Source organism: Pseudoxanthomonas sp. 68-E7, from assembly GCF_057773145.1.
This window is the reverse complement of the sequence record NZ_JBYMTI010000002.1, coordinates 443,188-457,484: the sequence shown is the minus strand read 5'-3', so window position 1 is coordinate 457,484 and position 14,297 is coordinate 443,188. Positions and strand designations below refer to the sequence as shown.

The 14,297-nt window shown below is 67.1% G+C and carries 10 protein-coding genes and 1 pseudogene; 6 read left to right on the top strand and 5 right to left on the bottom strand.

Annotation, left to right across the window (positions count from 1 at the left end):
- Positions 1 to 61: 61 nt before the first annotated feature.
- From AC3DE2_RS06565 to AC3DE2_RS06550, 4 genes and pseudogenes are all read right to left on the bottom strand, one after another.
- Complete coding sequence (locus tag AC3DE2_RS06565) at positions 62 to 1,159, bottom strand: NAD(P)/FAD-dependent oxidoreductase (protein WP_295376010.1); 1,098 nt, start codon at positions 1,157 to 1,159, stop codon at positions 62 to 64.
- 149 nt (positions 1,160 to 1,308) lie between these two features.
- Entirely contained in the window at positions 1,309 to 2,946 is a 1,638-nt protein-coding gene (locus AC3DE2_RS06560; RefSeq protein WP_488425540.1) for a pseudouridine synthase, read from the bottom strand.
- A gap of 14 nt (positions 2,947 to 2,960) precedes the next feature.
- Positions 2,961 to 3,827 (bottom strand): annotated as a pseudogene (gene scpB / locus AC3DE2_RS06555) (SMC-Scp complex subunit ScpB); the annotation flags it as partial.
- A 44-nt stretch (positions 3,828 to 3,871) separates the two neighbouring features.
- On the bottom strand, positions 3,872 to 4,777 hold the full coding sequence (locus tag AC3DE2_RS06550; protein WP_488425539.1) for a segregation and condensation protein A: 906 nt from the start codon (positions 4,775 to 4,777) through the stop codon (positions 3,872 to 3,874).
- A gap of 53 nt (positions 4,778 to 4,830) precedes the next feature.
- Here AC3DE2_RS06550 and AC3DE2_RS06545 point away from each other — a divergent pair, with 53 nt between their 5' ends.
- The 4 genes from AC3DE2_RS06545 (at position 4,831) to AC3DE2_RS06530 (ending at position 8,123) form a co-directional block, all read left to right on the top strand.
- Positions 4,831 to 4,971, top strand: a complete 141-nt coding sequence (locus tag AC3DE2_RS06545) for a hypothetical protein (protein ID WP_488425538.1) — start codon at positions 4,831 to 4,833, stop codon at positions 4,969 to 4,971.
- A gap of 190 nt (positions 4,972 to 5,161) precedes the next feature.
- The gene (locus AC3DE2_RS06540) at positions 5,162 to 5,461 is read left to right on the top strand and encodes a YciI family protein (RefSeq protein WP_295376016.1); all 300 of its coding nucleotides are present in this window, start codon (positions 5,162 to 5,164) and stop codon (positions 5,459 to 5,461) included.
- Positions 5,458 to 5,733, top strand: a complete 276-nt coding sequence (locus AC3DE2_RS06535) for a BolA family protein (protein WP_295376018.1) — start codon at positions 5,458 to 5,460, stop codon at positions 5,731 to 5,733. The genes AC3DE2_RS06540 and AC3DE2_RS06535 overlap by 4 nt, the downstream gene beginning before the upstream one ends.
- Before the next feature lie 101 nt (positions 5,734 to 5,834).
- On the top strand, positions 5,835 to 8,123 hold the full coding sequence (locus AC3DE2_RS06530) for a glycoside hydrolase family 3 N-terminal domain-containing protein (protein ID WP_488425537.1): 2,289 nt from the start codon (positions 5,835 to 5,837) through the stop codon (positions 8,121 to 8,123).
- Between the two features lie 75 nt (positions 8,124 to 8,198).
- Here the strand turns inward: AC3DE2_RS06530 and AC3DE2_RS06525 are convergent, their stop codons facing one another.
- Complete coding sequence (locus AC3DE2_RS06525) at positions 8,199 to 9,740, bottom strand: sulfatase family protein (RefSeq protein WP_295376021.1); 1,542 nt, start codon at positions 9,738 to 9,740, stop codon at positions 8,199 to 8,201.
- A gap of 308 nt (positions 9,741 to 10,048) precedes the next feature.
- Here AC3DE2_RS06525 and AC3DE2_RS06520 point away from each other — a divergent pair, with 308 nt between their 5' ends.
- A complete protein-coding gene (locus tag AC3DE2_RS06520) occupies positions 10,049 to 11,068 on the top strand; it encodes a LacI family DNA-binding transcriptional regulator (protein ID WP_295376023.1) in 1,020 nt (339 codons plus the stop codon).
- Positions 11,069 to 11,206: 138 nt separating this feature from the next.
- Positions 11,207 to 14,203: a TonB-dependent receptor gene (locus tag AC3DE2_RS06515; protein WP_488425535.1), complete on the top strand. Its 2,997-nt coding sequence runs from the start codon at positions 11,207 to 11,209 to the stop codon at positions 14,201 to 14,203.
- Positions 14,204 to 14,297 lie beyond the last annotated feature (94 nt).

Sequence of the window (14,297 nt, the reverse complement as noted above, 5' to 3'; positions counted from 1 at the left end):
CCGACCGCCCCGGGCCGGCCTTGATCCAGCGCAATCGGCAGGACCGGGGCAGGGCATGGATTCAGGCCGCGGCGGAAGCCTGTCCGCGGCGATGGAAATAGATCTGCTCGGCCATCCGGCGCAGCGGCGGCGACGCCAGCAGCAGGTCGAAGGGCCAGTCCCATTGCAGGTGATCGAAGGCCCAGCGCAGGGCACGCTTGCGGCGCCAGGCGGGAATGGCGCGGATCGTCGAGACCTGCGGCGCAATCCCGGACTCCAGCGCCTGGACGAGGGCGCGCCCGATGTCGGCGCCATGGCGCAGCCCCGAATGGATGCCACCGGCGGTCACCGGCGACACCACGCCGGCCGCGTCGCCGGCCAGCAGTACGTCGTGGCGGAGGCGCGGATGGACCGGACCGCCGCAGGGAATCAGGCCGGCGCGGACGCTGTCCGGCGGGCGGGGCCGCGATAGTCCGACCACCGGGGCGACGTGATCCAGGAAGCCGGCCAGATCCGGCGGGCGCGTTCCGGGGCGCATGCGCAGGGCCAGCCCGGCCTGCACGCCGCGCGGCGTCTGCGCGATCCAGCCGATGTAGCCGGGCGCCCAGCGCCGGCTGATGAAGCAGTGCAGCGCATCCGGGCGATGCAGTCCGGCACCGTCGTATTCGTGCTCCACGCCGTACAGGAATTCGCGCACGCGGCCCAGGCCGAAGTACGCGGCGACCTTCGAACGCGCACCGTCGGCGCCGACCAGATAGCGGCATTGGCCGATGCCGGGCAACTGCCAGCCGTCCGCGATGGCGCGCGCTTCGCGGAAGGCGCAGGACAGGCGCAGTTCGACACCGGCTTCGAGCGCCTGCTCGCCAAGCCAGCGCATCAGCGCGGGCGTGTCGGTGGTGTGGAAGCGATAGCCGGGCGCGGCCAGTTCGATGTTCTCCAGGCCGGGGGCATACAGCTTGACCGCGGGCACGGCATGGCGGATTGCGGCCGGGAGATCGGCCAGCAGCGGATCGGCCAGCGCCTCCTGCACCAGGATGCCGGTGGTGTGCAGGCGCTCGCCGAGATCGCGCTTGCGATCGAGCACGCAGACCCGTTTGCCGGCGCGAGCGAGTTCGCGGGCGCAGGCCAGGCCGGCGAAGCCGGCGCCGACCACGATGACGTCATGGTTTCCGTTGTGCATCCACTGCTTCGCTCGAAGGAACCCGGCGAGCATCGAGGGCGAACGCGGGAGGACGATGAAGTCCGGGTGAAGCCAGCGGATGCGCGCGTCCGCGCATGGCGGTGGCGCGAAAAAGGAAAAGGCGCCTTGGGGCGCCTTTTCCGTTCGCATCAGCCGTGATGGCCGCCGCCGCCGCCGCCGCCGCGCGGGCGATGACCGCCGCCCCCGGGACGTCCGCCCGGGCCCCGGCTACCGGCCGGACGGGCGCCACCCGGGCGACCGCCGGGACGCGGGCCGGCATTCTGTGGACGGTTGCCGCCGCCGCCGGGGCGTCCGCCCTGCGGGCGCGGACCGCGCGGCTGGCCGTACGGGCTGAATCCGCCGGGCGTGGCGTGATCGGACGGAAAGCTGGGCGCATTGCCCGGATGGCCATACGGGCGCGCCGCACGCTGCGGCTTGCCGGCGCCGCCACCCGCACCGCCGCCGGGACCGCGCGGGCCGCGCGGACCACGGGCTTCGCCACCGTAGCCGCCATAGTCATTGCCGAAGCCGGCGCCGCTGCCCTGCTGGGGACGACCGGCACGCTTGCCGGCGCCGCCGCCGCCCGGACCCTTGCGGCCGGGACCGGCATTGCGATGGCCCGACGGGCCGGTGTCGACGCCTTCCGGCACGTACCAGCTGCGGAACGCGGCCGGATTGCCATCCGGCAACGGCTTCGGGCCCTTCATCTTGCGCTGCTTGAACGGCTTCTGCGCCTGCTTGGCCGCGGCTTCGCCGCTGACCGTCAGGCCGCCGTGCGGCTTCTTGCCGCGACCACGGCCGCGATCCTCGCGCACGTGATCGAAGCGGCGCAGTTCGCGGCCTTCGTCAGCGGTGTTGTGGCCGTTGACGTAACCCTGGCTGCGGCCTTCGCGCGACACGTGCACGGTGGACTTGGCGGCGCGACGCTGGCCGATCACCGGCTGCAGGGTGAGCGCGGCGGGGGCGCCGTCTTCCAGGCCCAGTTCCTTGCGCAGCGCTTCGACCTGGGCATCGGACAGTTCCTGCGACTGCCCGCGCAGCAGCGGCTGCGGCAGCGAGATGCGGCCGTAGCGGGTGCGCTTGAGCCGGCTGACCTGGCAGCCCTGGGATTCCCACAGGCGGCGCACTTCGCGGTTGCGGCCTTCCTTGACCACCACGCGGAACCAGTCGTGCGAGTCGGTGCCGCCGATGCGTTCGATTTCGTCGAACTTGGCCGGGCCGTCTTCCAGGGCGACGCCGCGACGCAGGCGATCGGCGATGTTGTCCGGCACGGTCTCCTGGCCTTCCGGGGCGCGCACGCGCACGACGTATTCGCGCTCGACCTCGTAGGAGGGATGCATCATCGCGTTGGCGAGTTCGCCGTCGGTGGTCAGCAGCAGCAGGCCGGTGGTGTTGATGTCCAGGCGGCCGATGGCGATCCAGCGCGCGCCCTTGAGGACCGGCAGCGCCTCGAACACGGTCGGGCGGCCTTCGGGATCCTCGCGGGTGGTCACTTCGCCTTCGGGCTTGTTGTACATCAGCACGCGGGCGGGCTCGGCCAGCGCGCTGGCGACGAACTGGCGGCCGTCGAGTTCGATCTTGTCGCCGCTCTTGACGCTCATGCCGACCTGCGCGGTCTCGCCGTTGACCTTGACCAGGCCGTCGGCGATGCGTTGCTCCAGCGCGCGGCGCGAGCCCAGGCCGGCCTGCGCCAGCACCTTGTGCAGGCGTTCTTCCAGCTTGCTGGCGGGGGCTTCGGCGGCGGCGTCGCGCTTGAGCGAGAGTTTGTTGCGGGGGGGATTGCTCATGGTTTCTGCTCCGACGAGGCCCGGCCTTCCTCAAGGCTTTCAGCGTCGTCATCCTGGGTGTCGATGGAATTGCCGGTGTCGCCTTCGTCTTCGTCGGCGATCGGTTCGTGGGTGTCCGCGTCGTCGTCCTGCGCGGCCTCGGTGTCGGGTTGCGCGCCGTCCGTGGCGTCTTCCTGCGGTGGCTCGCCGGACTCGTCGCCCGTGGTTCCCGCCGTTGTCTGCATGTCTTCTTCGTCCTCGCCATCGGCAAGGGAGTCCGCCGGGCCGGCATCGGCGTCGCCCGCGTCTTCCGCATCGAGCGCGACGCCGGCCGGGACCGGTGCGCCGTCCAGCGGCAGCTGCGGTTCCAGTTCGCCGATGTCCTTCAACTCGGACAGCGGCGGCAGTTCGTCCAGGCGCTTGAGGCCGAAGTAGTCCAGGAAGCCCTTGGTGGTGCCGAACAGCGCCGGCCGGCCGGGCACGTCGCGATGGCCGACCACGCGGATCCACTCGCGCTCTTCCAGCGCCTGGATGATGTTGCTGCTCACCGCCACGCCGCGGACCTGTTCGATCTCGCCGCGGGTGATCGGCTGGCGGTACGCGATCAGCGCCAGGGTTTCCAGGGTGGCGCGGGTGTACTTGGTCTTGCGCTCGGTCCACAGGCGGGCGACCCAGCCGTGCACGTCGGCCTTGACCTGGTAGCGGAAGCCGGAGGCCACCTCGACCAGTTCCACGCCACGATCGACGCAGCCCTCACGCAATTCCTCCAGCGCGCGTTCGACGCTGCCGGCGGGCGCCGGTTCCTCTTCCGGGAACAGGCCATGCAACTGGGCCAGCGACAGAGGCTGGTTGGCCGCCAGCAGGGCGGCTTCGACGATGCGATTGATGAGCGATTGATCCATTCGTGCGCTTGCGTTGGTCCAGGCGGATGGAATACGGGGGCCGGTCAGGCGTCGTTGGCAGCGGCGTCGCTGTCGTCGAACTCGCTGGAGAACTGCAGCGGTTCGTTGGTGTTGTTCAGCGCCAGCGACTTGACGTAGATCGGCGCCAGCGGGGCTTCCTGCACGATATCGAGCAACTGCTCCTTGGCCAGTTCCAGCATGGCCAGGAAGGTCACCAGCACGCCGAGCTTGCCTTCCTCGGCGGTGAACATCGATTCGAAGCGGTGGAAGCGGCCGTCGTCCAGGCGGGACAGCACGTCGCCCATGCGCTGGCGGACGCTCAGCGCCTCGCGCTTGATGTGGTGGCCGCTGAACAGCTCGGCGCGCTTGAGCACGTCGTGCAGCGCCAGCAGCATTTCCTTCAGCTCCACCGGCGGCGGCAGCTTGACCGAGGCCCGATCCGGCACGTGCGCCTGCACCGGGGTCGTGTCGCGGTCCTGGCGGGGCAGGGTGTCCAGATCCTCGGCGGCCTGCTTGAAGCGCTCGTACTCCTGCAGCCGGCGGACCAGTTCGGCGCGCGGGTCGGTTTCGTCGCCGTCCTCGTTGACCGGCCGCGGCAGCAGCATGCGCGACTTGATCTCGGCCAGGATGGCGGCCATCACCAGGTACTCGGCCGCCAGCTCGAAGCGCAGCTCCTGCATGACGTTGATGTAGTCCACGTACTGGCGGGTGATTTCCGCCACCGGGATGTCCAGGATGTCCAGGTTCTGCCGGCGGATCAGGTACAGCAACAGATCCAGCGGGCCTTCGAAGGCGTCCAGGATGACTTCCAGCGCGTCCGGCGGGATGTACAGATCTTGGGGGATCTGCAGCACCGGCTGCCCATGCACGACGGCCAGCGGCATTTCCTGCTGCTGCGGGTGCGTGGACTGGCTTGTCGGGGTCGCGTCTTGCGCGAGTTCGGAGCTCATCAAGAAAAAGCCGTAGTGCGGGTCACAATGCCTTCGATTGCACGCGTTGCCGCATGGACGCCATGGTCTTCATGCCGAACAGGGCCTTGCGGGCGAACGCTTCCGTACAGCAAACATGTCATCACGCCGTAGAGGAACTCGCCGCGAAAGAGGCGGCGGTCGACAGCGAGGAGGTCGTCGGCGCGGGCGGGTAGGGGCAGCGAATCGATCGTCGTTGGGCGGCTGGCCGGCGAATCCGGTGCAGTGCCTGGGAAATCCCCTGACGGGCCGCTGCTTCCGGCCGTGCAGTAGACGCAAGAGTAAGGGCTGCGCCCAGCCCTGTCCAGCACCGCCGGGCGGGCGGCCCGTACAATCCGTTCATCCCCGTCCCGAGTGAGTGAACCCATGTGGTATGCCATCGAAGGCCATGACACCGAAGGCGCGCTGCCCCGGCGCATGGCCGCCCGTCCCGCCCACCTGGCCCGCCTGACCGCGCTGCGCGACGAAGGCCGGCTGCTGCTGGCCGGCCCGTGCCCGGCCATCGATGCCGAGGACCCGGGCGAGGCCGGCTTCAGCGGCAGCATCGTCATCGCCGAGTTCGAGTCGCTGGCCGCGGCCCAGGCCTGGGCACAGGCTGATCCCTATGTGGAGGCGGGTGTGTATGCGCGGGTCGACGTGCGTCCGTTCCGCAAGGTGCTGCCGTGACCGCCGAACGGGTCGCGCGCATCCGCCAGGCACTGGAACAGGCGTTCCAGCCCAGCCGCCTGGAGGTGGTCGACGACAGCCATCGCCATGCCGGCCATGCCGGGGCCCGCGACGGGCGCGGCCACTTCGACGTCACCATCGTCAGCCCGGCGTTCGCCGGACTGGCGCCGCTGGCCCGCCATCGGGCGGTCTATGCCGCCCTGGGAGAGATGATGACCACCGACATCCACGCGCTGTCCATCCACGCTTCCGGACCCGGCGAGCCGGCCTGAGCGGCCGCCGGAAGGCCTTGGAACCAGGGCCTGACCGCGCTTTTGCAGGCAGCACTGAAAACGTTTACATTCCGCCCCTTGCCCATGGGAGGTGGAAACACATGAACAGTCGTACCCGCGCCGGCCTGTCCGCCGGCGCCCGTCCGCGCGCGCGCCGCCACTGGTGGCTGGCCGTGGCCATCGCCACGGCCCTGGTGGCCCCGGCCGTGGGGGCCCGCGACCAGCAGAAGGCGCCGGCCGGCGAAGCGGCCTTCATCGAGGGCCTGCTGGCGAAGATGACCCTGGAAGAAAAGCTCGGCCAGCTCAACCAGCCGCCCGGGCTGGGCAACGACACCGGCCCGCAGGCGATGGCCGGCGGCGAGGACCAGATTCGCAACGGCGAGATCGGCACCTTCCTGGGCACCCAGGGCGCCGAGCTGACCTGCCGCCTGCAGCGCATCGCGGTCGAGGAGTCGCGCCTGGGCATCCCGCTGATGTTCGGCTACGACGTCATCCATGGTTACCGCACCATCTTCCCGGTGCCGCTGGGCGAATCGGCCAGTTTCGACCCGGCCGAGGTCGAGAACGCCGCGCGCGTGGCCGCCTGGGAGGCCGCCGGCTACGGCATCCACTGGACCTATGCGCCGATGGTGGACGTGGCGCGGGATCCGCGCTGGGGTCGCATCGTCGAGGGCGCGGGCGAGGATCCCTATCTGGGTTCGGTGCTGGCGGCGGCGCGCGTGCGCGGCTTCCAGGGCAAGCAACTGGGCAATGGCGACACCCTGCTGGCGACGGCCAAGCACTTCGTCGCCTACGGCGCCGCCGAGGGCGGCCGCGACTACAACATCGCCGACATCTCCGAGCGCACGCTGCGCGAGGTCTACCTGCCGCCGTTCAAGGCCGCGGTGGACGCCGGTGCGCAGTCGGTGATGGCCTCGTTCAACGAGGTCGGCGGCGTGCCGATGCATGCCAACGGCGATCTGATCAATGACGTGCTGCGCAAGGAGTGGGGCTGGGACGGCCTGCTGGTCAGCGACTACACCGGCGTGGAAGAGCTGATCAAGCACGGCGTGGCCGGCAACCGCGCCGATGCCGGCGTGCTCGGCCTGCGCGCGGGCGTGGACATCGACATGGTCAGCCGCATCTACGTGAAAGACCTGCCCGCGGCGGTGAAGGCCGGCAAGCTGCCGGTCGCCACCGTGGACGAGTCGGTGCGCCGCGTGCTGCGGGCCAAGTACCGGATGGGCCTGTTCGAGGACCCGTACCGCTACTGCAACGTCGAGCGCGAGAAGGCGCGCACCCTGACCGCGGACAGCCGTGCGGCCGCCCGCGAGATGGCGCGCAAGTCGCTGGTGCTGCTGGACAACACCGGCAACGTGCTGCCGCTGGACAAGCAGAGGGTGAAAACCCTGGCGGTGATCGGACCGCTGGCGGACCTGCGCCGGGCGATGCTGGGCAACTGGGCCGGCGCCGGTCGCGACGAGGATGCGATCACCCCGCTGGCGGGCATCCGCGCGGCAGTCGGATCCGGCACCAAGGTGGTGTACGTCGAAGGCACCTCGCTCGAAGGCGGCGAGACCACGGGTATCGCCGACGCGGTGAACGCCGCCCAGCAGGCCGACGCGGTGCTGCTGTTCCTGGGCGAGCATCCGGACATGAGCGCCGAAGCGCGCAACCGCACCTCGCTGGATCTGCCGGGCGCGCAGCAGGCGCTGGCCGACGCGGTCGCCAAGGTCGGCAAGCCGACCGCGGCGGTGCTGCTCAACGGCCGTCCGCTGTCCATCGGGCCGCTGCGCGAACGCGTGCCGGCGATCCTGGAGGCGTGGTTCCCGGGGGTGGAAGGCGGCAATGCGATCGCCGACGTGGTGTTCGGCGACTTCAATCCGGCCGGCAAGCTGCCGGTGACCTTCCCGCGTACCGTCGGCCAGGTGCCGATCTACTACGCGCACAAGAACACCGGCCGTCCGCCAAGCGAAACCGAACGCTATACCTCCAAGTACATCGACGTGCCCTGGACCCCGCTGTACGCCTTCGGCCATGGCCTGAGCTACACGACCTTCCAGTACGGCGGCCTGGCGGTGAAGCATCCGCGCATCGCCGCCGACGGCACCCAGGAAGTCAGCGTGACCGTGACCAACACCGGCAAGCGCGCCGGCGCAGAGGTGGTGCAGCTGTACGTGCGCGACGACGTCGCCTCGGTGACCCGTCCGGTGAAGCAGTTGCGCGGTTTCGAACGCGTCCAACTGGAACCGGGCCAGTCGAAAACGCTGACCTTCAAGCTGGGTTTCGAGGACCTGGCGATGTACGACACGGCGATGAAGCGGGTGGTGGAACCCGGCAGCTTCACGGTGTTCGCCGGCGGCAATTCGGTCGACACGCTGGAAGCGAAGTTCGAGGTCACGGCGAAGTAAGGTCGCCCTGTCCGGACTCGGAATGCAGAGGCCCGCCGTTGGCGGGCCTCTCTTTTTTCGGGGAAAGACCGGTGGTCAGGCCGGGCACTTGCCCGGCGCCAGCGCTGGCGCGACATAGCCGGGCGGATCCACGTCGCCGGTCTGCGCGCGCAGGGCGGTGATGCGCTGCTTCAGGGCCGCGATCCGATCGGCCTGTTCGGGACGATCGATCAGATTGACCTGTTCGTCCGGATCCTCGCGCAGGTCGTAGAGCGCCCATTCCTCCGGCTGCTCCCAGAAGTGGATGAGCTTCCAGCGTTCGGTGCGCACGCCGCGATGCTTGCGCGCGCAGTGCACCGCCGGGTACTCGTACCACTCGTACAGGAAGTCCCGGCGCCATTCGGTATGGCGTTCTTCCAGCAGCGGCTTCCAACTGCGTCCGTGCATCCAGGCCGGCGGCGCGACGCCCGCCAGATCGAGCAGGGTAGGGGCCACATCGATGTTCAGCACCATGTGCCTGTCGTCGGTCCGGCCGGGACGGATGCGGCCGGGCCAGCGCATGAGCGTGGGTACCCGGATCGAAGGCTCCAGCATCAGCCGCTTGTCGTAGAAATCGTGCTCGCCCAGGAACATGCCGTTGTCGGAGGTGTAGACGACGAGGGTGTTTTCCGCCAGACCCTCGCGATCCAGGAAATCCAGCACCCGTCCGACGTTCTCGTCCACGCCCAGCAGCACGCGGTAGTAGTTGCGGATGAATGCCTGCAGCACCGCGCGTTCGCGCTCGCCGACGGGCAGGTCGCGATCCACCTGTGCCTTGCGGCGTTCGGCGGCGCGGAAGAAATCGCCCATGTCGCCGATTTCCTGCGTGGTCCGCGAGAACGCAATCGGCGATCCCGCGGGCTGCGGCTTGCCGAAACCGACCGGCAGTGGAATCTCGACATCCCGGTAGGCGTCAAAAAAGCGCGGATGCGGCTCCCACGGGCCATGCGGCGCCTTGAACTGGTAGCACAGGCAGAACGGCCGATCCTTCGGACGCTGTTGCAGATAGGCCAGCGCCTGATCGCCGATCACATCGTCGGTGTGGCCGCGGAAGCGGACCGGCGCGCCGTTGACGATGAATGAAGGATCGAAATAGCTGCCCTGTCCCTTCAGGATGGCCCAGTGATCGAACCCGGTCGGCATCGACTTGATGTGCCACTTGCCGACCACCGCGGTGTGATAGCCGGCCCGCTGGAGCAGCATCGGGTAGGTGATCTGGTCGTGGCGCAATCCCATCTGTTCGTACCAGCCCGGTTCCTCGCCGTTGCTGGTGACGCCGTGCGCATGCGCGTACAGGCCGGTGAGATAGCTGGCCCGGCTGGGCGCGCATACGGACGTGGTGACGAAGGACTGATCGAAGCGGATGCCCTCGTGGCCGATCCGATCCATGTGCGGTGTCTTGAGGATCGGATTGCCGTAAATGCTCAACGCCTTCTGCGACTGGTCATCGGTCATGATGAACAGGATGTTCGGCGCATCGCGGCGTGGTTCCGTCGCCTTCACGGCACCGGCGCCCGACAACTGGCGCAACAGCGCGGCACCGGCAAGCCCGCCGCCGAGCAGCTTGATGGCTTGCCTTCGATCCAGCGGACGGTTCATGCGGAGCACCTGTGCGGGGGCGGGCAGGTCAGACTAGTGGAAGCTGGAAACGATTACATGCGGCGTCGCGACACCTCCGGCGCGAGCGGCGGTTCTCGGGCGATGTCCGTGGCGACAGGGTTCAAGCCGTCCCATGTCCCGTTTTTGTCCTGTTTGTTGCGACGCAACACGGAAAGGTGAGAAAAATGCCCGAGTAAGTCGTTGAAATGACTGCGCTGTCATCAGTATCTAACGTGGGCTTTACATCCCGTTTTGAAAACGTTTACAGTCCTCAGCAATTGCAGTCATGACCGCGGAGGGGCGGCTCAATGGCGCGAACGGCCGTCACCATCAAAGATGTGGCACGCGAGGCGAAGGTATCCGTCGCCACGGTGTCGCGCGCACTGAACGGACACGACAACGTGGCCGAGACGGTACGTCGTCACGTCGTCGAGACCGCCGATCGCCTGCGCTACCAGCCGCACGCCGCCGCCCGCAGCCTCAGCAGCCGCCGTACCCAGACCATCGGCGTGGTCCTGCCGGATCTGTACGGCGAGTTCTTCTCCGAGTTGATCCGCGGCATCGATCAGATTGCGCGCGCGCGCCGCCAGCACCTGCTGGTGTCGAGCTACCACGGCCATCCGGAAGAGCAGGGCGAGGCGCTGCGCGCGATGCGCGGCCGCGTCGACGGCCTGCTGGTGCTGTCGCCGTACGCGGATCGCCCCGGTTTCCTGACCGACAACCTGCCGTCCTCGTTGCCGGTGGTGCTGATCAACACCCAGCTCGACGGCGCGCCGTACCCGGTGCTGAGCATCGACAACTACGGCGGCGCCCGCGCGATGACCGGGCATCTGCTGCAGGCCGGGCACCGCCGCATCGCCTTCGTCGGCGGGCCGGAAGACAACTTCGATGCGCGCGAGCGCCTGCGCGGTTATCGCGATGCGCTGGCCGGCAAGGGCGAGGCGTGGGAATTGCCCGGCGACTTCAGCGAAGCCTCCGGCTACGAGGCCGGCAAGCAGATCGTTTCATCGAAACAGCGCCCGGATGCGGTGTTTGCCGCCAACGACATGATGGCGCTGGGATGCCTGTATGCCTTGAACGAAGCAGGCGTGAACGTACCCGGCGACATCGCGCTGGCCGGGTTCGACGACATTCCGCTCGCACGCTTCGTTCACCCGCCCTTGACGACGATGCGGGTCAGCATTGCCGAACTGGGCGGTCATGCGATGACCCGCCTGCTGGATGGCATCGATGCGGAGGACAACATGTCGAATGAAGCGCAGACCCTGGTACCGGAACTCATCGTGCGCGAGTCGAGCGCGGGGAGCGGACCTGGCGGGACACGATAGGAGCGGAGGTCAGGCGGGATTTTTTTTGTTCGCAGATGTAATCGTTTCCACGACCACATTGCCTTGAATTGATCGTCCCGGGAGGGGGAAATCATGGGGTATAGAAACCGTTCGAATCATTCTCCGCGGCGCAGGGTATTGAGCTGTGCGCTGGCCAGTTGGCTTGCGCTGGGCGTGGCGCCGATCGCGCTGTCGCAATCCACCGGCGCGACGATCCGCGGCCAGGTTGCAGGTGATGCGGCCGTCCGGGTAACCGCGACCAACGTCGCCACGGGCCTGACCCGCAGCGTTCAATCCAGCGCCAGCGGAAATTACTCGCTGGGTGGCCTGCCGCCGGGAACCTATCGGCTCGACGTCGAGCGTGGTGGCGAACGGTACAGCGAATCGATCACGGTTTCGGTCGGCCAGACGGTGACGTTGAACCTCGGAGAGACGACCGAAGCGACCAGTGCGCAGCCGGCGACCACGCTGGACGGTGTGGTGGTGACCGCCGCGCCGGTCGCGATCGAAACCCGGACCTCGGAAGTCGGCGGCTACGTGACCCAGAAGCAGCTCGAGGCGCTGCCGCAGAACTCCCGCAACTTCCTGGCGTTCGCCGACACCATTCCAGGCATTGCCGTCACCCGTTCCGGTGTCGACGAAGTGACCTCGCTGCGCAGTGGTGCGCAGATCTCCAATGGCATCAACGTCTATATCGACGGCGTGGGCCAGAAGGACTATGTGCTCAAGGGTGGCATCACCGGGCAGGACTCCACCGCCGGCAACCCGTTCCCCCAGTTGGCGGTGGGCGAATACAAGGTCATCACGTCCAACTACAAGGCCGAATACGATCAGCTGAGCAGCGCGGCCATCACCGCAGTCACCAAGTCCGGCACCAACGAATTCGAAGGCAGCTTCTTCTGGGACTACTCGAACCAGGACTGGATGGCGCGCACGCCACGCCAGCGCCGTGGGGATGTGGTCCAGGACCGGAGTGCCGAACAGTACGGCGCGTCTTTCGGCGGTCCCATCGTCAAGGACCTCCTGCACTTCTTTGCCACCTATGAGGGCAAGGACATCCTCCGTCCTCGCGACGTGACGCCGGGCCCGTCGGGCCGGAACGTTCCGATCGAACAGTTGCCGCCCAGCGTCCAGGAACGCATTCGCAACAGCACCGGATCGCCCTTCAGCGAGGACCTCTGGTTCGGCAAGCTAAGCTGGACGCCGGGCGATGCGCATCTGGTCGAGTTCACCATCAAGGATCGCAAGGAAGACGATCTGGCGAACATCGGCAACCAGAACACGGCCGACTACGGAACCACGCGCGCGGGCAAGGACACGCGCTATGACCTGCGTTACCAGTACAGCGCGCAGAGTTGGCTCAACGATGCCCACATCACTTACGAAGATGCATCGTTCGGTCCGCGACCGATCTCCGTGGGGCCTGGCTTCAACTATCAGATTCCGGCACAGGGGCAGGGAGGTAACAACAATCCCGCCATGCAGGCAGTGCTCAATTTCGGTGGCGGCACCGATATGCAGGACAAGGGGCAGAAGGGCTTCGCCTTCCAGAACGATTTCACCTTCTTCGGTTGGGAAAGCCACACCATCAAGGCCGGCATCAAGTACAAGAAGATCGACATCAGCGCCTACCAGCGCCTGCCTCCCAATCCGCAGTATCGCTTTGATATCGCCCGCAGCTTCGAGATTCCCTACGAAGTCAACTTCACCTCGACCGGCATCGGCACGATGGGGCCGGTGGAGTCCGACAACACCCAGTTCGGCATCTATTTCCAGGACGACTGGGAGGTCAATGAGCATTTGACCTTGAACCTGGGCCTGCGCTGGGATTACGAGAAGACCCCCAGCTTCGAGGACCACGTCACGCCGGCCTCACTGGTCAACGCGCTGCGCAGCTATGGGCCGATCAACAACGCGAACGTCGACTACAACTACAACGACTTCATCTCGACAGGGAGCAATCGCAAGGCGTTCAAGGATGCGTGGCAGCCACGTGTCGGCTTTTCCTACGATCTGTTCGGTGACCAGCGCCATGTGATCTTCGGTGGGGCCGGTCGCGCCTACAGTCGCAACCAGTTCGACTTCATGGCGCGTGAGCAATACAGCCTGGCGTTCCAGAGTTACACCTACCGGTTCAACACGCCCGGGCACGACTGTTCCAATCAGCCGGCGACCTGTCTGACCTGGAATCCGAGCTACTACGACCAGGCGACCCTGGACGCGCTGGTGGCGGCGAATCCGAACAACGGCACCACCGTCTACATGATCGACAACGACATCAAGACGCCGTACTCGGATCAGTTCAGCCTTGGCATGCGCAATGCGCTCAGCCTGTTCGGGCACGACTGGAATTCGTCGGTGACGCTGCTGCACATCCTGAGCCATGACGGCATCCTGTTCTCGGTGGGCAATCGTCTCGCGGATGGTTCCTTCTTCCCGGCGGGCAGGTCGTTCGGCAGCGCACCGCCGGCGAATCTGCCGGGCTTCGGCCGCCTGCTCATCGGCCGCAATGCCGTGGAAACCCGCCTGACCTCCCTGCTGCTGTCGCTGGACAAGCCGTACACCCGTGAGTCGGGTTGGGGCACGACGCTGGCTTACACCTACAGCGATGCCAAGGAGAACCGCAACAACCACGACACGTTCTCGTTCGACTATCCGGACCTGGACAACGTGGCCTTCACCGAGTCGCTGGGTGTCTCCAAGCATCGCCTGGTGGCGACCGGCATCATGGATGTGGGCTGGGGCATGACCCTGTCCGGCAAGCTGACGCTGGCCACGCCGGAAGCGCGCGAGTCGTTGGACTGCATCAGCATCGATACCTGGAACTGCTACTTCAACCCCTACTATGCCGACACCACGATCGGCTACAAACAGTTCGATCTCGCGGTCCAGAAGGAGTGGGATACCGGAACTGATCTCAAGTTCCGCATCCGCGCCGATCTGATCAACGCATTCGATTGGAACAACTGGACGGGCTGGGATGGAAACCGCGGATCGGGACGCAATCCCGCGAATTCGACCAGTGTGGCCGTACCCAATCCCAATTTTGGCAATCGCCAGCTCAACAATACCTCACGCTACGACATCGCCTATCCCACGAGGACATTCAAGATCACTTTCGGACTCAACTGGTGAACCGGCGGGAACCGTCGCCTGACCTGGCATGCGGCTCCCGACAGTTTGCCTCGGACAACAGCACCAGAAACTGCCCTTACCTTCACGTCCTGGA